The sequence below is a fragment of the Neisseria leonii genome, from assembly GCF_028776105.2.
Lineage (GTDB): Bacteria > Pseudomonadota > Gammaproteobacteria > Burkholderiales > Neisseriaceae > Neisseria > Neisseria leonii.
The window spans coordinates 2,004,330-2,025,784 of the sequence record NZ_CP145606.1 but is presented as its reverse complement, the minus strand read 5'-3'; the positions used below and the strand labels follow the sequence as shown (position 1 = coordinate 2,025,784).

Below are 21,455 nucleotides of genomic sequence, written 5' to 3'. Positions count from 1 at the left end.
ATTGGTGGATTCCTAGGGATTTTAGGCACTTTTCTTTTGTTCTACAATGATTTGTTTAGTTATCAACAGATTAATAGCATATGGAAAGGTGTTCTATACACTGTAATTGCAACTTATTTAGTATCAATAGGTAATATCATGTCCTCTCATATGAGTAAGCAGGGTATTGATGTTGTATCATCTACGTCGTGGGGGCTTATCTATGGCGGGATTATTTCTGCTATCATGGTCTTATATTTTGGTTATGATTTTACAGTGATTATGAGCGTTGAGTATATTTTGTCACTTTTATATTTGTCGATTTTTTGTACAGCAGTTGTATTTATTTTATATTTAAATCTCATTAAAGAGTCTGGTGCAGATAAGGCTGCAATAGCAACAAGTTTGTTCCCTATAGTTGCTATTATGATTTCCAGTGTTATGCAAGAATATCATTTCAATTTATTTTCCGGTATCGGTATTTTTTTGATTTTGTTAGGTTCTTATGTCAGTCTTTTTTATAGAGGGATAAATGAACGGACATAATAGTTACGATTTAAAAAAATTTGATTTGTCTAGATTAAAGGAGGGGGGTCATTCGGGAAACCTTTATTTGATGAGTCGGCGCGGGCACGGATGCATATCTGCTTGGCCGCATCTGCCCGCTCCCGGCAGCATACGTAACTGCCGCGTTGTGGGGCCGCATGACAATATATGGAATACGTCCAAAGCCCCCTCAACCGTGCGCCGAACCACCGGTTGTTCCTGAATCCAAGCCGTGACCGGGCTCCGGCCTGAAAGTTGATCATATGTCCGCACTCTACCCCTATGCCCACATTCTCCATCTGTTTTGCGCCATCGCCTTTGTCGGCGGCGTGATTTTTGAAGCATTGATTTTAAGTGCCTTGCACGGTATTTCGCGCGATGCCCGCCGCGAAGCACACGCCGCGATATCGCGCCGTGCCGTCAAAGTGATGCCGTTTATCGTATTGGTGCTGTTTGTCTCCGGTCTGCTGATGCTGCACCGTTACGGCAGTATTCTGTCCAATCCGTTTGCATCTGCATTCGGGCTTCAATTGAGCTTGAAACTGCTGTTGGCAGCCGGCATTTTGTGCCACTTTGTCATTGCGGTATACAAAATGCGGACGCAGACTTTAACCGCCGCATGGTCGAAATACATCCACACGGCGGTTTTAATCCAAATGCTGCTGATTGTGCTGTTGGCCAAATCCATGTTTTATTTTGGCTGAAAGCAGCCTGAAAGGGATTGGGCCAACCTCGGCCTGAAAGACACGGATAAACAGGCTGCCTGAATTTTCAGGCAGCCTGTTGATTATAGCAGCACTGTTTATTTCTTTTTCTTCTGCGGCGGCAGGTCGGTACAGACACCCAAAGCCACTTCGGCAGCCATGCCGATGCTCTCGCCCAAAGTCGGGTGCGGGTGAATGGTTTTGCCGATGTCTTCCGCATCACAGCCCATTTCAATCGCCAGACAGATTTCGCCGATCATATCGCCCGCGTGGGTGCCGACAATTCCGCCGCCGATGATGCGGCCGGTTTCAGCGTCGAAAATCAGCTTGGTAAAGCCTTCGTCGCGGCCGTTGGCAATCGCGCGGCCGCTGGCCGCCCACGGGAATACGGATTTGGTGATGTTGATGCCGTCGCGCTTGGCGGTTTCTTCGGTTACGCCCACCCAAGCCACTTCGGGGTCGGTGTAGGCCACGCCCGGAATCACGCGCGCATCGAAATAGGCTTTGTGTCCGGCACAGTTTTCCGCCGCCACATGGCCTTCGTGAACGGCTTTGTGTGCCAGCATGGGTTGGCCTACCACATCGCCGATGGCGTAAATATGCGGTACATTGGTGCGCTGCTGCTTGTCCACCTCGATAAAGCCGCGCTCGCCCACGGCCACGCCCGCTTTTTCCGCGCCGCACAGTTTGCCGTTGGGCGCACGGCCGGCCGCCACCAGCACCATATCGTAACGCTGCGGTTCTTTCGGCGCTTTTTCGCCTTCAAAGGTAACGTAGATGCCGTCTGATTTGGCTTCCACGGCTACGGTTTTGGTATTGGTCATGATGTTGTCGAAGCGGTGGGCGTTCATTTTTTCCCACACTTTGACCAAATCGCGGTCGGCGCCCTGCATCAAGCCGTCCATCATCTCCACCACATCGAGGCGCGCGCCCAGTGTGCTGTATACCGTGCCCATTTCCAGGCCGATGATGCCGCCGCCGATAACCAGCATTTTTTCGGGCAGTTTGCCGCCGTTTTGGCGCAGTTCCAATGCGCCCGTGCTGTCCACAATCCGCGGATCCTGCGGGATAAACGGCAGGTTTACCACACGGCTGCCCACGGCGATAATCGCATTTTTAAACGCCAGCGTGCGTGTTTCGCCCGTTTCGTCTGCCTGTCCGTATTGGGCCGATTCGGTCAGCGACACTTGAATGTGGTGGGGCGACACAAATTCGCCGCGCCCGCGCACAATATCCACTTTACGCGCTTTGGCCATGCCCGCCAAACCGCCGGTCAGCTTGCCGATGACTTGGTCTTTGTAGCCGCGCAGCATATCGACATCGATTTCGGGCGCGGGGTATTTGATGCCGTTGGCCGCCAGATGTTTCACTTCGTCAATCACCGCCGCATTGTGCAGCAGGGCTTTGGACGGAATACAGCCCACATTCAGGCACACGCCGCCCAAAGTGGCATACTGTTCGACAACCGCCGTTTTCAAACCGGCATCGGCGGCGGCAAACGCAGCCGAATAACCGCCCGGCCCGCCGCCCAATACCACCACATCGTATTCGGCATCGGCCTGACCGCCGAAAGCGGCAGCCTGCGGCACCGGTGCCGCTTCGGCTTTCGGTGTCTCCGGTTCGGCGGCCGTTTGCTCTTGCGCTTTCGGTGCATCCACTTGCGCACCGGCCGCTTCAATCACAGCAATCACGCCGCCTGCGGAAATTTTTCCGCCCACGGCCACTTTCACTTCTTTGACCACGCCCGCCGCTTCGGCCGGCACGTCCATGGTTGCCTTATCGGTTTCCAAGGTAATCAAAGTATCGTCCAAAGCAACAGTATCCCCTGCTTGGATTTCCACAGCGATAATGTCCGCGTTTTCGTGTCCGCCGATGTCGGGGACGGTCAATTCAATCAAACCCATCATTCCACTTTCATGTTAAAAGTTTCATTCTAAAAGGCCGTCTGAATCCTCAAACGGCACTAGGACTGCCTGCCGCCGCGCGGATAATGCTGCGGCAGTGCACTTCGGTACTGGAAATCAGCGCGGTACCGCCCAGATCAGATTCGGTTTCGTCGCCCAGCGCAAACAGAAGCGGCAATTCGGTGCAGGCCAGAACCACCGCTCGGGTATCCATACGGCGGATGATGTCGGCAAGCATATCGCGGCTGCGGTCCGAGAAAACGCCCAATACCATTTCTTCGACAATGGTCCGGTGAATCTGTGCCTGTTCCTGCGCCTGCGGTACCGTACAGCGCAAACCGGCCTGTGCCAGCGCGGCGGGATAAAACGTCCCCTGCATGGTTTTCGCCACACCGATAACCCCCACATCATTCCATGCCCGGTCTGCGGCATACTGTGCGGCCGCAGCGGCAATCGACAGCGGCCTGATACCGTGTTCGGCGGCCACCGCATCGGCAAAGCGGTGGATTCCGTTGGCACAGAAAGCGATGACTTCCGCCCCGCTCCGGCGCAAACGGCCGACCGCATCGGACACCAGCCGCAGACAGGCTTCTTCGCCGTTTTCCCCCGCCTGCGCGGCCAAAAACGCACCTTCGTCCAGACTTTCCAACACAATATCGACGGTATAGTGGCCGCCGCGCACCTGTCGTGCCAACTGGTTGAGGCGGCGGTAGTATTCGGCGGTGGACAACCAGCTCAATCCGCCGACCAAACCGATTTTCTTCATGACGGTTCTCTCCAATCTGGTTTTTCAGACGGCCTGAAAACCGTCAGGCCGTCTGAAAAACGCGGGTTTCCGCAGGTGGAAACTGGGCAGGCCGCCCGGATTGCGGCCGTTTCATCACAGCTCCGTTACACCAGCACGCGGCGGAAGTCGGCCAGCACTTGTCCCAAGAACGTGGTAAAGCGGCAGGCGGCGGCACCGTCGATTACACGGTGATCGTACGACAGCGACAGCGGGCACATCAGGCGCGGCACAAATTCTCTGCCGTTCCATACGGGCTTGGTCTGCGATTTGCACACGCCCAAAATCGCCACTTCGGGTGCGTTCACAATCGGCGTAAAGTACGTGCCGCCGATGCCGCCCAAGCTGGAAATGGTGAAGCTCGCGCCCTGCATTTCCTGCGGTTTGAGCTTGCCGTCGCGCGCTTTTTTGCTCAACTCGCCCAATTCCAGCGAAATTTCTTTCAAACCTTTTTTATCGGCATCTTTAATCACGGGCACCACCAAACCGTTGGGCGTATCCGCCGCAAAACCGATGTGGTAATACTTTTTCAGCACCAGATTGTCGCCGTCGAGCGAGGCATTGAATTCGGGGAACTGTTGCAGGGCTTTGACGCAGGCTTTGATGATGAACGCCAGCGGCGACAGTTTCACGCCCTCGCGCTCCCACTCTTTGTTGAGCTGCTGGCGGAAGGCTTCCAAATCGGTCATATCGGCATCGTCGTGCTGGGTAACGTGCGGAATCATCACCCAGTTGCGCGACAGGTTTTGGCCGGAAATTTTCTTGATGCGCGACAGTTCGCGGGTTTCGGTTTCGCCGAATTTGGCGAAATCCACTTTCGGCCACGGCAGCAGATCCAAACCGCCGCCCAAAGAAGCCGCCGCTGCGGGCTTGGCCGCCGCGCCGTTCTGCATCACGCCTTTGACAAAGGCTTTGACGTCTTCTTTCATGATGCGGCCTTTGGCACCGCTGCCCGTTACCAGACCCAGATCCACGCCCAATTCGCGCGCCAGTTTGCGGGCGGACGGGCCGGCATGGGCTTTGGCGAAGCTCTGCTCGTTCACCGGCGTATTGCCGAATGCGGCTTTGGGTGCGGACGGCGCGGCAGGGGCAGCCTGAGCGGGTACCGGTACGGCGGTTTGCGCGCTTGCCGGTAAGGCTGCGGCCTGCTGCGGTGTAGAAGCTTTTTCAGACGGCTTACCCGCACTTTCCAATTCGATAATGACGGTGCCTTGCGACACTTTGTCGCCCACTTTTACCGACACGGCTTTGACCACACCCGCTGCTGTGGACGGTACGTCCATGGTCGCTTTATCGGTTTCCAGCGTAATCAGCGTATCGTCTTCGGCCACGGTATCGCCTACTTTGACTTCCACCGCAATCACATCCGCACCGCTGTGGCCGCCGATGTCGGGCACTTCGACCGTTTGCGTGCCGCCAGCAGCGGCAGACGCGGTTGGTTCGGGAGCGGCGGTTTGCGGATCGGCTGCGGGTGTTTCCTGCGCTGCGGGCGCAGCTTCGGCGGCTGCTTCGCTTTCCACGCTGACAATCACGCTGCCTTCGGAGACTTTGTCGCCCACGGCCACTTTGACTTCTTTCACAACGCCTGCCGCATCGGCCGGAACGTCCATCGTGGCTTTGTCGGTTTCCAGCGTAATCAGGGTCTGTTCCAATTCGATGCGGTCGCCCGCTTTCACTTCGACAGCGATGACATCTGCGCCGCTGTGGCCGCCGATGTCGGGGACTTTGATTTCGATGATGCTCATTGCATGATTCCTTCAAGATAAGGCAGTTATTTCGGTTCGGGCAGTCAATGCCCCGCTTTCAGGGCGACCACGCCCGACACAATCAGTACAATACCCGGCCGGCGGGTCAATGTGGCGGCATCTCCGTAGACCGGCACGCCCACCGGAAACGTTCCTGCCGCGCCGATACCCGTCCAGACGGCATAAGCGGTTCCGATGGGTATGCTTTTTTGCGCCAGATACAGGCAGAAACGCCGACAGCCATCAATGCTGCGGCCATCGCCACGCTCTGCCGGCGGAAACCGCTGCTTTGCGCCGGTTTCAGGCCGCCAGCAGGTAACCCCAGCCTGTACCCACGTTTCCGTATCTCCGTTTTGATGTTCAAAACACCGTTTCAGGCCGTCTGAAAACAGCCGTCAGCCAAACGCTGCCGTACAGGCTGCACGCTTGCGGCACAATGCGTAACACGCACAATCCCGTTTTCAGGCGGTTTCAGACGGCCTCTCTGTCAAACGGAGGCCGTCTGAAAACGGTTCAGCGTTTCCAGCTCGGTGCAGTATCGGTTTTGATGCCGTATTTGTCGATGGCCACCTGAACGGTTTCTTTGTCCACTTTGCCCTGCGCGGCCAGTGCGGAGAGTGCGGCCACGGCAACGTGGTAGCGGTTCACTTCAAAGAATTCGCGCAGGTTGGCGCGGCTGTCGCTGCGGCCGAAGCCGTCGGTGCCCAGCGCGGTGAAACCGCCGTTTTCGGCCGGAACGGCATGGCGGATGCGCTCGGCGAAACTGCGGATATAGTCGGTGGCGGCCACGACGGGGCCGGCGTGTCCTTGCAGCTGCTGTGCGACAAACGGCACTTTCGGCGTTTCCAGCGGGTGCAGGCGGTTATAGCGTTCCACTTCGATGGCATCGCGGTACAGCTGGTTGAACGACGGGCAGGACCAAATATCCGCCTCCACGCCGAAATCGGCTTTGAGCAGGTCGGCGGCTTTAACCACTTCGTTCAGAATCACGCCGGAACCCATCAGTTGCACTTTCAGGCCGTCTGAACCGCCCTCGCGCAAGAGATACATGCCTTTGAGGATTTGCGCTTCGATGCCTTCACGCTGCGGCATGGCCGGATGGGCGTAGTTTTCGTTCATCACGGTCAGGTAGTAGAACACGTTTTCCTGTTCCACATACATGCGGCGCAGGCCGTCCTGGATAATCACGGCCAGTTCGTATTGGTAGGTGGGGTCGTAGGATACGCAGTTCGGAATCAGGTCGGCCTGAATCTGACTGTGGCCGTCTTCGTGTTGCAGGCCCTCGCCGTTGAGCGTGGTGCGGCCGGCGGTACCGCCGACGAGAAAACCGCGCGCCTGCATATCGCCCGCCGCCCAAGCCAAGTCGCCGACGCGCTGGAAGCCGAACATGGAATAGTAGATGTAGAACGGAATCATGGCGTAGCGGTTGTTGGCGTATGAAGTCGCCGCCGCAATCCAGTCGGCCATCGCGCCCGGCTCGTTGATGCCTTCCTGCAGAATCTGGCCGTCCACCGATTCTTTGTAGAACATCAGCTGGTCTTTGTCCTGCGGGGTATAGACCTGGCCTTTGGGGTTCCAGATGCCGTATTGGCGGAACAGGCCTTCCATGCCGAAGGTGCGGCTTTCGTCCGGCACGATGGGGACGATGCGTTTGCCGATCTGCTTGTCTTTGAGCAGGGTGGACAGAATGCGGACAAACGCCATGGTGGTGGAAAACTCGCGCTCGCCGCTGGTTTGCAGCTGCGCGTCAAACGCCGACAGTTCGGGTACGGGCAGGGCTTCGTTGTTGGGGTTGCGCTGGGGCAGATAGCCGCCCAGAGCGTTGCGCCGTTCGCGCAGGTAGCGCATTTCTTCGCTGTCTTCGGCAAAGCGGAAATACGGCAGGTTGCCGCTGTCGATCTGCTCGTCGGTTACGGCGATATTGAAGCGGTCGCGGAACTGTTTCAAAGAAGCGTTGTCCATTTTTTTGGCCTGATGGGCAACGTTCTGACCCTCGCCCGACGCGCCCATGCCGTAGCCTTTGATGGTTTTGGCCAGAATCACGGTGGGGCGGCCGCCGTTGTTGTGGACGGCTTCATAATAGGCAGCATAGACTTTGTGCGGGTCGTGGCCGCCGCGGTTCAGGGCCCAGACTTCTTCGTCCGACATATTGGCCACCATGGCTTTCAGTTCGGGCGTATTGAAGAAGTGTTCGCGCACATACGCGCCGTCTTTGGATTTGTAGGTCTGGTAGTCGCCGTCCACCACCTCTTCCATACGCTGTTTGAGGTGGTTTTCGGTATCGCGCGCCAAGAGTGCGTCCCACTTGCTGCCCCAAATCACTTTCAGCACGTTCCAGCCCGCACCGCGGAAGTTGCCTTCCAGCTCCTGAATGATTTTGCCGTTGCCGCGCACCGGTCCGTCCAGACGTTGCAGGTTGCAGTTGATGACGAAAATCAGGTTGTCCAAACCCTCGCGCGCCGCCAGCGAAATCGCGCCTTGGCTTTCGGGTTCGTCCATTTCGCCGTCGCCGCAGAAACACCATACTTTGCGTCCTTTGGTTTTAGAGAGACCGCGCGAATCGAGATATTTCAAAAAGCGTGCCTGATAAATCGCCATCAGCGGCCCCAGACCCATCGAGACGGTGGGGAACTGCCAGAAATCGGGCATCAGGTGCGGGTGCGGATAAGAAGAGAGGCCTTTGCCGTCCACTTCCTGACGGAAATTGTCCAGCTGCTCTTCGGTCAGACGGCCTTCGACGAAGGCACGCGAATAAATGCCCGGCGATACGTGGCCTTGGGCGAAAATCATATCGCCCTCTTCGCCCTCGCCTTTGGCTTTCCAGAAATGGTTGAAACCGACATCGTACAGCGTGGCCGACGACTGGAAAGAAGCAATGTGGCCGCCCAGTTCCAAATCTTTTTTGCCCGCCCGCAGCACCATCGCCGCCGCATTCCAACGGATCGCGGCACGGATACGGTGTTCCAGCTCGTGATTGCCGGGCGATTTCTGCTCTTTTCCCACCGGAATAGTGTTCAGATAGGCCGTAGTGGCATCAAACGGCATATGCACACCGCGCCGACGGGTGTATTTCACCAATTGTTCCAACAGAAAATGGGCGCGGCTCTCGCCCTCCACTTCCAGAACCGAGCTTAACGCGTCCAGCCATTCCTGGGTTTCGATCGGATCCACATCATGTTTCGCGACGGACATAGCAATCCCTTCAATTTACGTTTTCGAGTTGATGACAGACCGGCGGCGTACGCCACACCGTACGGTCTCTGTATTACTTTCGCTTCCGAACTTTTCCGCGCCATCCCGCCGCCGCAGGAAACAGAATGGAAACATTATATTTTTCAATCAGTTGAAAACACCCCGCAAACCGCAAAAAGACGGCCGGATACCGGGGCGGAATATGGTCGAATGCTATCAGCAAAAGCCTGTTCAGGCAAATAGACGGACAGCCGCCCCGACAGGCCGTCTGAACGCCCTGCGGTACGGTTGGGAAGCGGCCTTTTCAATACGAAAACAAATCAACTCCAACCCACCGGAAAACATACATAAAAGAAAACAAACGAATCCGAACAATCACACCCACTGCCGCCAAACGCCGACGGCCGTGCTGTTAAAGTAAGTAAAAAGTCAAACCGCGTACACCCTGCCGCCGCAGGGCGGAAAAAAAGTGCCAAATCAGGTAAACTAACGCGCTTTCTTTCCGCAACGGGATTTTTTATGACCGAAATTTTCAAGGCCGTGCTGTTCGGTATTGTCGAGGGGATTACCGAATGGCTGCCCATCAGCTCCACCGGCCACATGATTCTGCTGGACGAGTTTGTCCGCCTGAACATGACACCCGAATTTGTCAGCATGTTTCTGGTGGTGATCCAGCTGGGGGCGATTATGGCGGTGGTGCTGCTGTATTTCCCCAAATTCTGGCCGTTCGGCCGCGGTATGCGCCTGCTGCCGGACAAAGTGGCACTGTGGGCAAAAATCCTGCTCGCCTGCGTACCTGCCGCCGTGGTCGGCCTGCTGTTCAACGATGCCATCGATGCCTATTTCTACCATCCTTGGACGGTGGCCGTGATGCTGATTCTGTTCGGTATGGCCTTTATCGCGATTGAAAACCGCAACCAGTCCCTGCGCCCGCATGTGAATGATTTGAACGAAATCGGCTATAAACACGCGTTCTGGATCGGCATGTTCCAGCTGATTGCCGCTGTTTTTCCCGGCACCAGCCGCTCGGGCGCCACGATTCTGGGCGGCATCGCCTTGGGGCTGCGCCGCGAAACCGCCGCCGAATTCACGTTTTTTCTCGCCATTCCGGTGATGTTCGGCGCCAGCCTGCTCAAAATCGCCAAACACGGATTCGCATTCAGCGCACATGAGGCGGCAGTCTTGGGAACGGGCATGTTCACCAGCTTTATCGTCAGCATTTTGGCCATTAAATTTTTGATGGCCTATATCAAAAACAACGATTTCAAAGTCTTCGGCTGGTACCGCATCGTACTGGGGCTGCTGGTGATTCTGTATTTTACTGTTTGGCAGTAGGCTGCCGGTCAAAATCAAGGCCGTCTGAAAACCGCGTTATCCGGTTTCAGACGGCCTTGGTCTTGGTACGGCTTTTCTGCCCGGTTTCAACTGACTGATTGTCGGATACTAGTATCCGACCTGCTTGCCTTTATTTTTACCGTTTGGCAGTCAAACCGGCAGGGAAAGGCCGTCTAAAACCGTGAAGTGCGGTTTTCAGACGGCCTTTTTTCAGTTACAGGCGCAGGCCGGATTCCCGAATCCGGCGAAACCAAACAGCGGCGGAATCCCACCGCCGATACTGCCCGCCGGTTTTCGCGCGGCCTGTCAAATCAGACCACTTGCAGCTTCTGCATCAACGGCAGCTGTTTTTCGACAAATATGGTTTTCAGCCGCACCAATTCGGCCAGATTGGCCTCATCGCCGCTGAGTGTTTGGCCTTCGCGGATCAGGGAAAGGTTTTGCGCTTTCAGAATATCCCAAACGAATTGCGGCCATTTGTCCTGCTTGACTTTTTCGGTATGCGCCAGCAGGAAAAGCTGGTCGATGCGGCCGACTGCCACGCCGCTGCCGGTTGCGGGACTGGCCAGCCAGCCGATGTCGCCGTTGTCGCGGGCACGTTCGAGAATGTGGCGGTTGAGCGGGCGGCAGTATTTGGCGGCCGCTTTGATTTCTTCTTCGGGCTGCACCAAAACCAGGTTCTTTTTGGCTTCCAGCAGGGAAATCAGGCCGTAGAGCTGTTCCGGGTTCATTTTGTCTTTGAGGGAAGCTGCCAGATCGGCCACTTTGTGCGGCTGTCTGTCTTTGAGCTGTTCCAGCAGCGGTTGCAGCAGCTCTTCGAGAATGTGGATGGTGCGGTAGTGGCTGACGGTACCGATCTGCTCACCGGGTTCGCCGGCAAGCATCACGGTTTGGGCGTTCCATGCGGCAGCGGTTTCGCCTGCGGTCAGCCGGCGGCCGCCTTTAACCCAGTAGTCGCGACGGAACTGGCGGTTGAGGAAGAAGTCTTTGGTGGTTTGGCGCAGCGAGGAGCTGTGGATACCCGCCATATGGGCTTTCTGCGCTTCGTCGAACAGGCAGTCGTCATAATCGTCCAGATAGGAAGCAGAGCAGACATAAGTCAGTTTGGCCGCTTGCAGGCTGTTTTCAATCTGGGTGTAGTACATGGGGTGCCAGTCGCCGTTCAAATATTCGTGGGCAAGATAATTGACGTTGGCTTCGGCCAGCGAGTCGGCACGGGCGGCAATACCCGGCACCTGCTCGGTCAGGCGGTGGCTCAATTTGAGGGCTTCGCGCGTGCGGCCGACGGCCTGCACAATGCTGCTCTGGCGGGAATCGGCTGCCGAAGCGTGGCGGTCGTATTCGGCCAGCAGGTGACGCAGCGGAGCGTTGGCCGACCAGCCGGGCAGCGTGTTGTAGCTGATGTAGAGTACGCCGCCGACTTTGAGTTTTCGGCGCAGGAAATCGACAATGATGCGGCGGTTTTCGTCGGAAATCCACGACCAGATGCCGTGCAGGCCGATAAAGTCGAACTCGGGCAGATCGTCGCGGGCGCAAAATTCGGCAAAGCTCTGGTCGGCAATATGGAGTTTTTCCGCAGTGCCGCCCTGTGTGCCCAAATGGCGGGCAAACTGTGCCTGCGCGGGATTGAAGTCGGTACCGTACCATTGCGCGCCGCCTGCGGCGGCATGGATATTGACGGATACGCCCTGCCCGAAACCCAGCTCGCAGGCACGGGTGATTTTCGGCGGGGCGATGCCGGCGTTGAGAAACGGTACGGTCAGGGACTGCGGCGACAATTCGGGATAGTAGCCGTAGGTGTAGGTTATATCGCTGGTGTAGCCCTCATTCCAGTTTGACATCAAAATCCTTTCGTTTATCCAATTTTGTCCGGAAACCCCGTCATTTTAAATGATATGCGGGGCGGGCGGAAGCAGCGGAACGCTTCTGCGGCCCGCCTGCCGGGTTCGGGCATATCTGCCGCCCGGGTTTTTCAGACGGCCTGCCGCCTGCCTTAACCATAAGCAGTATTGACATAACAAATCTTAATGAATTATTGTGTGCGCGGTTTCGGCGCGGTCTGCCCCAAAGCCGAAGAAAAAAATAAATTTCCACAATGATTTATACCGCTACCATGTGCACCCGCAGCGGCGGCATCATGCCGTTTGCTGCGGTCCGGCCAATCCGACGGGAGTGTTTATGCTGACTTTTATCGGTCTGTCCATTATTCTGCTGATTGTCGCGCTGCTGCTGACAGAAAAAGTGTCGCCCGTCATTGCGATGATTCTGGTACCGCTGGCCGGTGCTCTGGCGGCAGGCTTCGATTTCGGCCAAATCAAAGAGTTTTATACCGACGGTACACGCTCGGTCATCCAGATCGTGATTATGTTTATTTTCGCGATTCTGTTTTTCGGCATTATGAGCGATGTCGGCCTGTTCCGCCCGCTGATCAACGGCTTGGTCAAACTGACGCGCGGCAATATTGTCGCCGTCAGCGTCGGCACGGTGTTTGTGTCCGTTATCGCCCAGTTGGACGGTGCGGGTGCGACCACCTTTCTGCTGGTGGTGCCTGCGCTGCTGCCGCTGTACAGACGGCTGAATATGAATCCGTACCTGCTGTTTCTGCTGCTGGCCGCCAGTGCGGGCGTGGTGAATATGCTGCCCTGGGGCGGCCCGACGGGGCGCGTGGCGACGGTATTGCAGATGGATGTGGGCGAACTGTACCGGCCGCTGTTTGCCGTACAGATTATCGGCATCACTTATATTGCCGCGCTGGCACTCTTTCTCGGGCTGCGCGAGAAAAAGCGGATTGAAGCGGAACACGGCACAACCGCGCATACCGGTGTCCTGCTGACACCTGCCAATCTGACGGCGGAAGAAGCCGCCCTGGCCCGCCCGCAGCTGTTTTGGCTCAATGTGGTACTGTTTGCCCTGACCATGACGCTGCTGTTCTCCGGCCTGCTGCCGCCCGGCTATGTATTTATGATTGCCACCTCACTGGTGCTGCTCATCAACTACCGCAACCCCAAAGAACAGATCGGGCGGATTAACGCCCATGCGGGCGGCGCGATTATGATGGCCAGCATCATTCTGGCAGCCGGTTCGTTCCTGGGTATTCTGAAAGGATCGGGTATGCTGGAAGCGATTGCCAACAGTCTGGTGGCCGTCCTGCCCGATGCCGCACTGCCCTATCTGCACATCATCATCGGTATTCTGGGCGTTCCGCTGGAATTGGTATTGAGCACCGATGCCTATTATTTCGGCCTGTTCCCGATTGTGGAACAGATTACGTCGCAGGCAGGCGTGCCGCCCACCGCCGCCGGTTACGCCATGCTGATCGGCAGTATCGTCGGCACCTTTGTTACCCCGCTCTCGCCCGCCCTGTGGATGGGTTTGGGGCTGGCGCAGCTTTCTATGGGGCGGCACATCCGCTACTCGTTTTTCTGGATTTGGGCGCTGTCGCTGCTCACACTGCTGAGTGCCGTCGCCATCGGCGTGGTTCCGCTGCCCTAAACACCGGGCTGGCGGAAGGCCGTCTGAAAACTCGCTTCGCTCGTTTTCAGACGGCCTTATATATTACAGGCTGATATATTACAGACTCGAAGGATTTTAACAAAACTTCACAGTATCTTTGAGCCACAGTCATCATCATTTGCGTCAGCCCGTTTCGGGTTCTTTATATTTACCATCCGTTAAAATCAAAGAAATCCGACGATGTCTGCGCCCACAGCCTTCGCCTTGACCCGCCAAAGGCGGTGCCGGTTAAGTGATGTTAACCGCAAACTTGGCCGGTTGGCCGGCCGATTCAGGTTTGCGTGTCCTGATAATCAATGCCGGTGTACCGCCCGGTCTGTCCCGGTATTTCCCGTTCAGTCATCAGGCGGTAAACGGAATGGCCGGGCTGCGGCTTTTCCGATTCGGAGCGGGCATGTTTCAGACGGCCTATACGCCCAAATAGCCTTCCCGGCTGCCCTGCCATCTGGCCAGATGGGCTTCGACAATATCCGGCCGCTGCGCAATCAGCTGCGGCGCGGTTTCGCGCGCCTGTTCCAACAGATGCAGGTCTTCGGTCAAGTCGGCAAAACGCAGCATCGGCGCGCCGCTTTGACGCGCGCCGAGCAGCTCGCCCGGCCCGCGTATGTTCAAATCCTGACGGGCGATTTCAAAACCGTCGGTGTGTTCGTATATCACTTTGAGCCGCGCTTTGGCCGTTTCGCCCAAGGGTTCGGCAAACAGCAGCACGCAGGTGCTTTCGGCCGCGCCGCGCCCCACCCGCCCGCGCAGTTGGTGCAGCTGCGCCAAGCCCATGCGCTCGGCGTGTTCGATAACCATCAAAGCGGCATTGGGCACGTCCACACCCACTTCGATGACGGTGGTCGCCACCAGCACATTCAGACGGCCTGCGGCAAACTCCGCCATCACGGCGGCTTTTTCGGCCGGTTTCATGCGCCCGTGCACCATGCCGATATTCAGCTCAGGCAACGCCGCCTGCAAACCGGCCAGCGTGTCGGCGGCGGTTTGCAGTTGCAGGGTTTCGCTCTCTTCAATCAGCGGGCAGACCCAATACGCCTGATGCCCTTTGCGGCAGGTGTTCAGCACGAAACCCTCCACTTCGGCGCGCCGCACGCTGTTTACCAGACGCGTTCTCACCGGCGTGCGCCCCGGCGGCAGCGTGTCAATCACGGAAACGTCCAAATCGGCAAAAAAACTCATCGCCAGCGTGCGCGGAATGGGTGTGGCCGACATCATCAGCTGGTGCACCTCCCGCCCTTTGTTTTTCAACGCCAACCGCTGCGCCACGCCGAAGCGGTGCTGTTCGTCCACAATCACCAGCCCCAGATTCTGAAACGCGACATCGTCCTGAAACAGCGCGTGGGTACCGACGGCAATGCGGGCGAGGCCGTCTGAAACGGCGGCTTTGTTGGCCTCTTTGTCTTTTTTGCGCTGGCTGCCCGACAGCCACGCCACGGTCAGACCCAGCGGTTCCAGCCATTGCCTGAACTTGGCTTCGTGCTGTTCGGCCAGAATTTCCGTCGGCGCCATCACCGCCACTTGGCAGCCCGCTTCAACGGCCGTGAGCGCGGCCAGCGCGGCGACAATGGTCTTGCCGCTGCCGACATCGCCTTGCAGCAGACGGTGCATCGGGTGCGGCTGCGCCATATCGGCGCGGATTTCGGCCAACACGCGCTGCTGTGCGGCAGTCAGCGCAAACGGCAGGGCGGCGGTCAGTTTTTCCGTCCAAACACCCGTGCCGCGAAGCGGTTCGGCCGCCCCGCTCTGCCGTTTCTGCCGCGCCAGCCGCATGGAAAGCTGCTGCGCCAAAAGTTCGTCAAACTTCAACCGCTGCCACGCGGGCAATGCGCCGTCGCTCAACTGATGGATACTGAAATCGGGCGGCGGCGCGTGCAGCAGGCGCAGGCTCTCGGCCAGCGGCGGCAGTTTCAGACGGCCCAACAGCTCATCGGGCAGGGTATCGTGCAGGGAAACGCTGTCCAAGGCCGTCTGAATGATGCGGCGCAGGGTGGGCTGGCCCAGCCCGCTGACGGTGGGATAAACGGGGGTCAGGCTTTCGGCCAAACCGCCGCTGTCGGCATCGCGGATTTTCGGGTGAATCATCTCGTCGCCGTAAAAACCGCGCTTGATTTCGCCCACCGCGCGGATATGCCGCCCCACCGCCAACTGCTTCTGATGGCCGGGATAAAAATGGATAAAGCGCAGGTACAGCACGCTGCCCGACGCATCGGCAATCTGCACTACCAGCTGTTTTCGCGGTTTGAACTGTACTTCCTGATGCCGCACCACACCCGCCACCTGACACGGCACGCCCACGGGCGCATCGGCAATCGGCATAATGTGCGTTTCGTCTTCATAGCGCAGCGGCAGGTGCAGCACCGCGTCCCACGGCGTATGCAGACGGAGTTTGGCCAACCGTTTGGCGGCGGCATCGTTGATTTTGAGCAGCTTGCAGTATTCGGGATTCATGGCGGTTCAGTCGGACAATGCAGTCTGAATTGTAAACGGTTTCGGTGCGGGCTTGGCGCAAAAAGGCCGTCTGAAAACGCGGATATGGGTAAAACGCGTTTTCAGACGGCCTGTCAGACAAACCTTATTTGCCCAGACCCGCCAGCACTTCTTCCTTGACTTTTTCCACCGGCTGCGTGCCGTCCACCTTGATATAGTGGGGCGCGTGTTCGCCTTCGAGTTTGCTGTAAAAATCGATCAGCACGGCGGTTTGCTCGTGGTAAACGGCCAGGCGTTTTTTCACCACGTCCTCTTTATCGTCGTCGCGCTGGACCAGCTCTTCGCCCGTGATGTCGTCTTTACCCTCGGTTTTCGGCGGGTTGTGGCTGATGTGGTAGGTACGGCCGGAGGGCAGGTGGACGCGGCGGCCGCTCATGCGCTCGACAATCACGCTGTCCGGCACATCGATTTCCACCACGGCATTCAGATGCACGCCCGCCTCCATCATCGCTTCGGCCTGCGCCAGCGTGCGCGGGAAACCGTCGAACAGAAAACCGTTGCGGCAGTCGTCCTGCGCGATGCGCTCTTTCACCATGCCGATAATGATGTCGTCGCGCACCAGGCCGCCCTCTTCGATGATTTTTTTCGCTTCCAGCCCCAGCGGCGTACCGGCCTTGATGGCCGCACGCAGCATATCGCCGGTAGAGATTTGCGGAATGCCGAAAGCGGCGGTGATAAACTGCGCCTGTGTGCCTTTGCCTGCACCCGGCGCGCCCAATAACAGTACTTTCATGATTTCTCTTTCTTCTGATAACAAGCGGATTGCGTAACCTGACAAACGGGGAAACGGCCTGAAAATAAGGCCGTATCGGGCAGATCACCCCGATATGACACTGCCCGAAAATCCTATTTTGTTTCAGCAATATAGGCTTCCAATAAACCATTACTGTTTTGACGGCATGCCAAGCGGTATGTTTTGCCTGCCTGAAAATTGCCTGTTAACGGTACGTTAATCACTTCGCGGTTCATTTGGCACTGCACGTCCACGCGGTTTACCGGTACGGCCAATTCGGCCGTTTCGCCAAACTTGCCGTTCCAGTTGCGGACGGCCATATACGAGCCTCCCGCCCAGCGCCAGAAATTCTGACTGGATTTGCCGGTGATTTCAAAGCGGACACGGTTGGCGGCAGTCGGTTGTTCGGTTTTCGGGCGTTTGGACCAGGCGGTTTGATAACGCGTACCCTCAGGCACTTCCCGCGCTGTGATTGCAAATCGGTCTCCGGCTTGGATATTGCAGAAAACCATATACGTTCTGCCCGCCTGAAAATCATATTGAAGCAAACCCGATCCGCGCTTGGTAACGTTTCGTCTCAAATGTCCCACCGTTTCCGTATATTCCTTTTCGCAAGCGACCGGAACGGATTTGGGTACAGGCGCGATGTGTACGGTTTTGTGTTCTTTGTATGCGGGCATGGGATAGGACGGCATCCAGTTGCCCGACTCGTCGAAAACCGATCCTACTACGGTAATGCTCTGTGATTTGGGAACGCTTCTGACTGTCTGCCCGTTCAGATAGCTGGCCTCCGGCTGAAGCATAGATGTCATGGAAGCCGAACAGGCCGTCAATAAAACGCTGCCGGCGCAGAGTAAACCGATTTTTATTGTCATAATCTCAAGCCCGCTGTGAAAAAACGAATCCGCTCATTGTACACCAACCGGATAACGGCGGAACCAACGTTCTCACTCTGCAAACGGCCGTATCCCGCCCTTATTCCTGTGCGGCAAACAGCGCGCGCACCCGTTCCAAATCTTCCTGCGTGTCCACTCCGGCAGCGGGTGCGCTGTCGGCGATATGTACGGCAATCGTGTAGCCGTGCCACAACACGCGCAGCTGTTCGAGCGATTCGGTCTGCTCCAAAGGCGAAGCGGCCAGTTTCGGGTATCCGCGCAGAAAACCGGCGTAATAAGCGTACAGGCCGATATGGCGCAGCGGCATCTGCCCGGCTGCCCATTCGCGGCGGCCTGCGCGCAGCGTGTCGCGCGGATAGGCAATCGGCGCACGGCTGAAATACAGTGCCTGATTGCGGCTGTTGAGCACGGTTTTTACCACATCGGGGCTGAGGAAATCATCGAAGCTACGGATTTCGTGCGCCGCCGTGGCCATCGGCGACGTACCGGCCGCCAGTGCGGCGGCTGTGCGGTTAATCAGTTCGGGATCCATCATCGGCTCGTCGCCCTGCACATTAACCACCGCAGTATCGTCGGGCAAGGCCAGAATATCCACCGCCTCGGCCAGACGCAGTGTACCGTTTTCATGCCGCGCATCGGTCATCACGACTTCGATGCCGTGTTCGCGGCAGGCGGCGGCGATGGCTTCGTGGTCGGTGGCCACCGCCACGCGCGAAGCGCGGCTTTTGGCCGCCTGTTCGGCCGAGCGCACCACCATGGGCTTGCCGCCGATGTCGGCCAATGCTTTGTGCGGCAGACGCGAAGACGACAGACGCGCGGGCACCAGCACGACAAAATCCGTCATGCGGCCGACTCCTCTTCACTGAGCGGTCTCGCCTCGGTAACCAGCATATAGGGAATGCCGTCTTTGACCGGATAGGCAAGCCCTGCCGCACGACTCCACAATTCCTGCCTCTCGGCGCGGTATTCCAGTTTGGTTTTGGTCAGCGGGCAGACCAATACATCGTAATATTTCTGTTCCATGATTCGGACTTCTGCCGCCCAAGCGGCTCAAATACGGTTTTCAGACGGCCTTTTTCAGCTTTTCCAGCACAAAACCGGCCAAATCGGGTTCGATTATCGCACAAACCGGCAAGACCCACACATTTTCCGTTGCGGCCGAGGGGGTGAGTTTGACCGCGTCTTTTTCCGTGATAAACACAGCATCGGCCTGCGGCAGGTCGGCCGCAGTCAGCGCGGCATGGTCGGGCAGGCTGTGCTCGCTGTCGGGCACGATGCCGGCCGCGCGGAGCGAGGCAAAAAAACGTTCGGGCTTGGCAATCGCAGCCAAAGCGGCCGTCGTACCCGTTTTCAGACGGCCTGGCGGCCAAGTTTCCTGCGGGCAGTTGAAACGGTACGCCGCCCCGGCCGCCACCCGGCTGTAAAACACGCCGTCTTCGCATACCGCATCGTGCGGGCAGCCGCCGAACACCAGCGCATCGGCCGTGTCCAGCCGCGACAGGGGTTCGCGCAGGGGACCGTCGGGCAGCAGGCCGAGCGGCCGGTTACGGTCGGTATACGGAAATACGATGATTTCCACGTCGCGCGCCAGCGCGTAATGCTGCAAACCGTCGTCGGCCACCAAAACGTCCAAATCGGGATAGGCCGCCAGCAATGCCCTGCCCGCTTCGGCGCGCGCCGCCGCCACCGCCACGGGCGCGCCGGTCTGCCGGTGCAGCAGCAGCGGTTCGTCGCCCGCCTGCCGCGCGGTGCTGTGCGGCGTGAGAACATGCACCGCTTTTGTGCTGCGCCCGTAACCGCGGCTGATGATGCCCACGCGCACACCGCGTGCCTGCAAACCGCGCACCAGCGCGGCCGCCACGGGCGTTTTTCCCACACCGCCCGCGTGGATATTGCCCACCACCACCACCGGCACAGGTAAGGTTTCCGCCGCTTTGCGCCCGCTCAGAAAATCGCGCCGGCGCTTGGCCGCCACGCAGCCGAACAGGCGCGACCAGGGCGCGAGCAGCAGGGACAGCAGCGGGTAAGGCCGCTGCCAGTGCCGCTCGAAAAAACGGTGCAGCATCATTTCAGACGGCCTCCTGCCGCCCCGTTGGGGATATTGGGTGGGTGGTATCGTTCCGTTTCATGGTTTTCCCTGCCGAAATACAGGCCGTCTGCCGCGCCAGAACCGCGATTATACCGCCAAACCGGCCGCCTGCCGCTGCCGAAAAAACCGCAAGGCGGCGGCAAAACCTTTATAATCGGCTCTTTTTCTTTTCCCGCCCGCACCATGTCTGATTTTTTCGCCCCCGCCGCGCTGTCGGTATCCGAACTCAACGCGCTGACGCGCGGCCTGCTGGAAGATCATCTGGCCGGACTGTGGGTGGCGGGCGAGGTCTCCAATCTGACCAAAGCGGCCAGCGGCCATTATTATTTCGCCCTCAAAGACAGCCGCGCCCAAGTGCGCTGCGCGATGTTTAAAGGGGCGGCCGCCCGTTTGGCCGCCCCGCTCAAAGAAGGCGATCAGATTGAAGTATCGGGCAGAATCACGCTGTATGAGGCGCGCGGCGAATTTCAAATCAGCGTGGCCGAAGTCCGCCTCAAAGGCTTGGGGCAGTTATACGAAGCATACGAGCGGCTGAAAAACCGTTTGCAGGCCGAAGGGCTGTTTGCGCCCGAGAACAAACGGCCGCTGCCGTTTCCGCCGCGCGCGATCGGCATTGTAACCAGTCCGGCCGCCGCCGCCCTGCGCGATGTGGTGTCCACGCTGCGGCGGCGCGCGCCGGATATTCCCGTTATCGTTTATCCGACACCGGTGCAGGGCACAGGCAGCGGAATACAGATTGCCCAAGCGGTGCAGACGGCCGCGCGGCGGGCGGAAGCCGATGTGCTGATTGTGTGCCGTGGCGGCGGCAGTATAGAAGACTTGTGGCCGTTCAACGAAGAAGCGGTGGCGCGCGCACTGGCCGAATGCCCGATTCCCACCGTCAGCGGAGTCGGCCACGAAACCGATTTTACGCTGGCCGATTTCGCCGCCGATGTCCGCGCGCCCACACCCACGGCCGCCGCCGAGCTGGTCAGCCCCAACCGTCAGGAACGTATCCGCCAGCTGGCGCAGCACACAGGCCGTCTGAAAACCGCCTTGCAGCGGCGTTACAGCGATGCCGCCCAGAAAACCGACTGGCTTGCCCGCCAAATCCGCCACCCCGCCGACAAACTGCGCGACCAACGCCGCCAAACCGGCGCGCTGGCACAGCAGATGCGCCACGCCATGCTGCATATGTATGCCGCCAAACGCCAAACCCTCAACCATGCCGCCGCCCAAATCGCGCACGGCCGTCCCGATACCGAATCCCGCCGCCGCCAGACCGCACAGCTTCAAACTGCCCTGCTGAACAGCCGCCGCCGTTTGACCGAAACGCGGCAGCAGGCACTCGCGCAACAGGCCGCGCTGTTGCAGGCCGTCTCGCCGCAACATATTCTGGCACGCGGTTTCGCCGTGGTAAAAGACACGCGCGGCCAAGTGGTACGCGATGCGGCCGTGCTGCACCAAGGGCAGAAACTGCACATTGTGCTTGCCGAGGGCGAAATCGGGGTACGCGTCAGCGGCGGAACGGCACAGCCCGATTTATTCGATTTCTCTTGATTCTGAAAC

Annotated in this window: 18 protein-coding genes; 5 read left to right on the top strand and 13 right to left on the bottom strand. The window is 58.2% G+C overall.

The window, feature by feature from the left end:
- The first annotated feature begins 36 nt into the window (after positions 1–36).
- Positions 37–525 carry a DMT family transporter gene (locus ORY85_RS09695; RefSeq protein WP_338578051.1) on the top strand — a complete coding sequence of 163 codons (489 nt, stop codon included), beginning with the start codon at positions 37–39 and terminating at the stop codon, positions 523–525.
- A 263-nt stretch (positions 526–788) separates the two neighbouring features.
- Complete coding sequence (locus ORY85_RS09690; protein ID WP_274570918.1) at positions 789–1,229, top strand: CopD family copper resistance protein; 441 nt, start codon at positions 789–791, stop codon at positions 1,227–1,229.
- A 98-nt stretch (positions 1,230–1,327) separates the two neighbouring features.
- Here the strand turns inward: ORY85_RS09690 and lpdA are convergent, their stop codons facing one another.
- The 5 genes from lpdA to aceE all read right to left on the bottom strand — a co-directional run bounded on the left by lpdA (position 1,328) and on the right by aceE (position 8,854).
- Positions 1,328–3,133: a dihydrolipoyl dehydrogenase gene (gene lpdA / locus ORY85_RS09685; RefSeq protein ID WP_274571008.1), complete on the bottom strand. Its 1,806-nt coding sequence runs from the start codon at positions 3,131–3,133 to the stop codon at positions 1,328–1,330.
- Positions 3,134–3,182: 49 nt separating this feature from the next.
- Positions 3,183–3,899 carry an aspartate/glutamate racemase family protein gene (locus tag ORY85_RS09680; protein ID WP_274570919.1) on the bottom strand — a complete coding sequence of 239 codons (717 nt, stop codon included), beginning with the start codon at positions 3,897–3,899 and terminating at the stop codon, positions 3,183–3,185.
- A 125-nt stretch (positions 3,900–4,024) separates the two neighbouring features.
- Positions 4,025–5,662, bottom strand: coding sequence for a dihydrolipoyllysine-residue acetyltransferase (gene aceF / locus ORY85_RS09675; protein ID WP_274570920.1), 1,638 nt, complete (start codon positions 5,660–5,662; stop codon positions 4,025–4,027).
- Positions 5,663–5,706: 44 nt separating this feature from the next.
- Positions 5,707–5,859, bottom strand: a complete 153-nt coding sequence (locus ORY85_RS09670; protein ID WP_338578487.1) for an SMR family transporter — start codon at positions 5,857–5,859, stop codon at positions 5,707–5,709.
- 316 nt (positions 5,860–6,175) lie between these two features.
- On the bottom strand, positions 6,176–8,854 hold the full coding sequence (gene aceE / locus ORY85_RS09665) for a pyruvate dehydrogenase (acetyl-transferring), homodimeric type (RefSeq protein WP_274570921.1): 2,679 nt from the start codon (positions 8,852–8,854) through the stop codon (positions 6,176–6,178).
- A gap of 519 nt (positions 8,855–9,373) precedes the next feature.
- On the opposite strand from aceE, the gene ORY85_RS09660 reads away from it, so the two are divergent.
- Positions 9,374–10,189 (top strand): undecaprenyl-diphosphate phosphatase, encoded by an 816-nt coding sequence (locus ORY85_RS09660; protein WP_274570922.1) that lies wholly within the window; start codon positions 9,374–9,376, stop codon positions 10,187–10,189.
- Between the two features lie 311 nt (positions 10,190–10,500).
- Here the strand turns inward: ORY85_RS09660 and ORY85_RS09655 are convergent, their stop codons facing one another.
- Positions 10,501–12,030 carry a class I SAM-dependent methyltransferase gene (locus ORY85_RS09655; RefSeq protein WP_274570923.1) on the bottom strand — a complete coding sequence of 510 codons (1,530 nt, stop codon included), beginning with the start codon at positions 12,028–12,030 and terminating at the stop codon, positions 10,501–10,503.
- A 337-nt stretch (positions 12,031–12,367) separates the two neighbouring features.
- Between ORY85_RS09655 and ORY85_RS09650 the strand changes: the two genes are divergently transcribed.
- On the top strand, positions 12,368–13,681 hold the full coding sequence (locus tag ORY85_RS09650) for a CitMHS family transporter (RefSeq protein ID WP_274570924.1): 1,314 nt from the start codon (positions 12,368–12,370) through the stop codon (positions 13,679–13,681).
- 429 nt (positions 13,682–14,110) lie between these two features.
- Here the strand turns inward: ORY85_RS09650 and recG are convergent, their stop codons facing one another.
- The 7 genes from recG to ORY85_RS09615 form a co-directional block, all read right to left on the bottom strand.
- Complete coding sequence (gene recG / locus ORY85_RS09645) at positions 14,111–16,150, bottom strand: ATP-dependent DNA helicase RecG (protein ID WP_274570925.1); 2,040 nt, start codon at positions 16,148–16,150, stop codon at positions 14,111–14,113.
- Positions 16,151–16,274: 124 nt separating this feature from the next.
- Entirely contained in the window at positions 16,275–16,922 is a 648-nt protein-coding gene (gene adk, locus ORY85_RS09640; RefSeq protein ID WP_274570926.1) for an adenylate kinase, read from the bottom strand.
- Positions 16,923–17,035: 113 nt separating this feature from the next.
- Positions 17,036–17,734: a hypothetical protein gene (locus tag ORY85_RS09635; protein WP_274570927.1), complete on the bottom strand. Its 699-nt coding sequence runs from the start codon at positions 17,732–17,734 to the stop codon at positions 17,036–17,038.
- A gap of 163 nt (positions 17,735–17,897) precedes the next feature.
- Positions 17,898–18,662, bottom strand: a complete 765-nt coding sequence (gene kdsB, locus ORY85_RS09630) for a 3-deoxy-manno-octulosonate cytidylyltransferase (RefSeq protein WP_274570930.1) — start codon at positions 18,660–18,662, stop codon at positions 17,898–17,900.
- Positions 18,659–18,841 carry a Trm112 family protein gene (locus ORY85_RS09625; protein WP_274570932.1) on the bottom strand — a complete coding sequence of 61 codons (183 nt, stop codon included), beginning with the start codon at positions 18,839–18,841 and terminating at the stop codon, positions 18,659–18,661. Before ORY85_RS09625 ends, kdsB begins: the two co-directional genes overlap by 4 nt.
- A 40-nt stretch (positions 18,842–18,881) precedes the next feature.
- Positions 18,882–19,886, bottom strand: coding sequence for a tetraacyldisaccharide 4'-kinase (gene lpxK, locus ORY85_RS09620; protein WP_274570933.1), 1,005 nt, complete (start codon positions 19,884–19,886; stop codon positions 18,882–18,884).
- Complete coding sequence (locus tag ORY85_RS09615; protein ID WP_274570934.1) at positions 19,883–20,092, bottom strand: hypothetical protein; 210 nt, start codon at positions 20,090–20,092, stop codon at positions 19,883–19,885. Before ORY85_RS09615 ends, lpxK begins: the two co-directional genes overlap by 4 nt.
- Between ORY85_RS09615 and xseA the strand changes: the two genes are divergently transcribed.
- The gene (gene xseA / locus ORY85_RS09610) at positions 20,091–21,446 is read left to right on the top strand and encodes an exodeoxyribonuclease VII large subunit (protein ID WP_274570935.1); all 1,356 of its coding nucleotides are present in this window, start codon (positions 20,091–20,093) and stop codon (positions 21,444–21,446) included. The genes ORY85_RS09615 and xseA overlap by 2 nt on opposite strands.
- Positions 21,447–21,455 lie beyond the last annotated feature (9 nt).

Excerpts from the sequence above, each read along its gene's own strand:
- ORY85_RS09660 (WP_274570922.1), top strand. The coding sequence starts at position 9,374 with ATGACCGAAATTTTCAAGGCCGTGCTGTTCGGTATTGTCGAGGGGATT.
- aceF (WP_274570920.1), bottom strand. The coding sequence starts at position 5,662 with ATGAGCATCATCGAAATCAAAGTCCCCGACATCGGCGGCCACAGCGGC.
- ORY85_RS09615 (WP_274570934.1), bottom strand. The coding sequence starts at position 20,092 with ATGGTGCGGGCGGGAAAAGAAAAAGAGCCGATTATAAAGGTTTTGCCG.
- ORY85_RS09625 (WP_274570932.1), bottom strand. The coding sequence starts at position 18,841 with ATGGAACAGAAATATTACGATGTATTGGTCTGCCCGCTGACCAAAACC.
- adk (WP_274570926.1), bottom strand. The coding sequence starts at position 16,922 with ATGAAAGTACTGTTATTGGGCGCGCCGGGTGCAGGCAAAGGCACACAG.
- xseA (WP_274570935.1), top strand. The coding sequence starts at position 20,091 with ATGTCTGATTTTTTCGCCCCCGCCGCGCTGTCGGTATCCGAACTCAAC.
- ORY85_RS09650 (WP_274570924.1), top strand. The coding sequence starts at position 12,368 with ATGCTGACTTTTATCGGTCTGTCCATTATTCTGCTGATTGTCGCGCTG.
- aceE (WP_274570921.1), bottom strand. The coding sequence starts at position 8,854 with ATGTCCGTCGCGAAACATGATGTGGATCCGATCGAAACCCAGGAATGG.
- ORY85_RS09680 (WP_274570919.1), bottom strand. The coding sequence starts at position 3,899 with ATGAAGAAAATCGGTTTGGTCGGCGGATTGAGCTGGTTGTCCACCGCC.
- lpxK (WP_274570933.1), bottom strand. The coding sequence starts at position 19,886 with ATGATGCTGCACCGTTTTTTCGAGCGGCACTGGCAGCGGCCTTACCCG.
- recG (WP_274570925.1), bottom strand. The coding sequence starts at position 16,150 with ATGAATCCCGAATACTGCAAGCTGCTCAAAATCAACGATGCCGCCGCC.
- ORY85_RS09690 (WP_274570918.1), top strand. The coding sequence starts at position 789 with ATGTCCGCACTCTACCCCTATGCCCACATTCTCCATCTGTTTTGCGCC.
- lpdA (WP_274571008.1), bottom strand. The coding sequence starts at position 3,133 with ATGGGTTTGATTGAATTGACCGTCCCCGACATCGGCGGACACGAAAAC.
- ORY85_RS09635 (WP_274570927.1), bottom strand. The coding sequence starts at position 17,734 with ATGACATCTATGCTTCAGCCGGAGGCCAGCTATCTGAACGGGCAGACA.
- ORY85_RS09655 (WP_274570923.1), bottom strand. The coding sequence starts at position 12,030 with ATGTCAAACTGGAATGAGGGCTACACCAGCGATATAACCTACACCTAC.
- kdsB (WP_274570930.1), bottom strand. The coding sequence starts at position 18,662 with ATGACGGATTTTGTCGTGCTGGTGCCCGCGCGTCTGTCGTCTTCGCGT.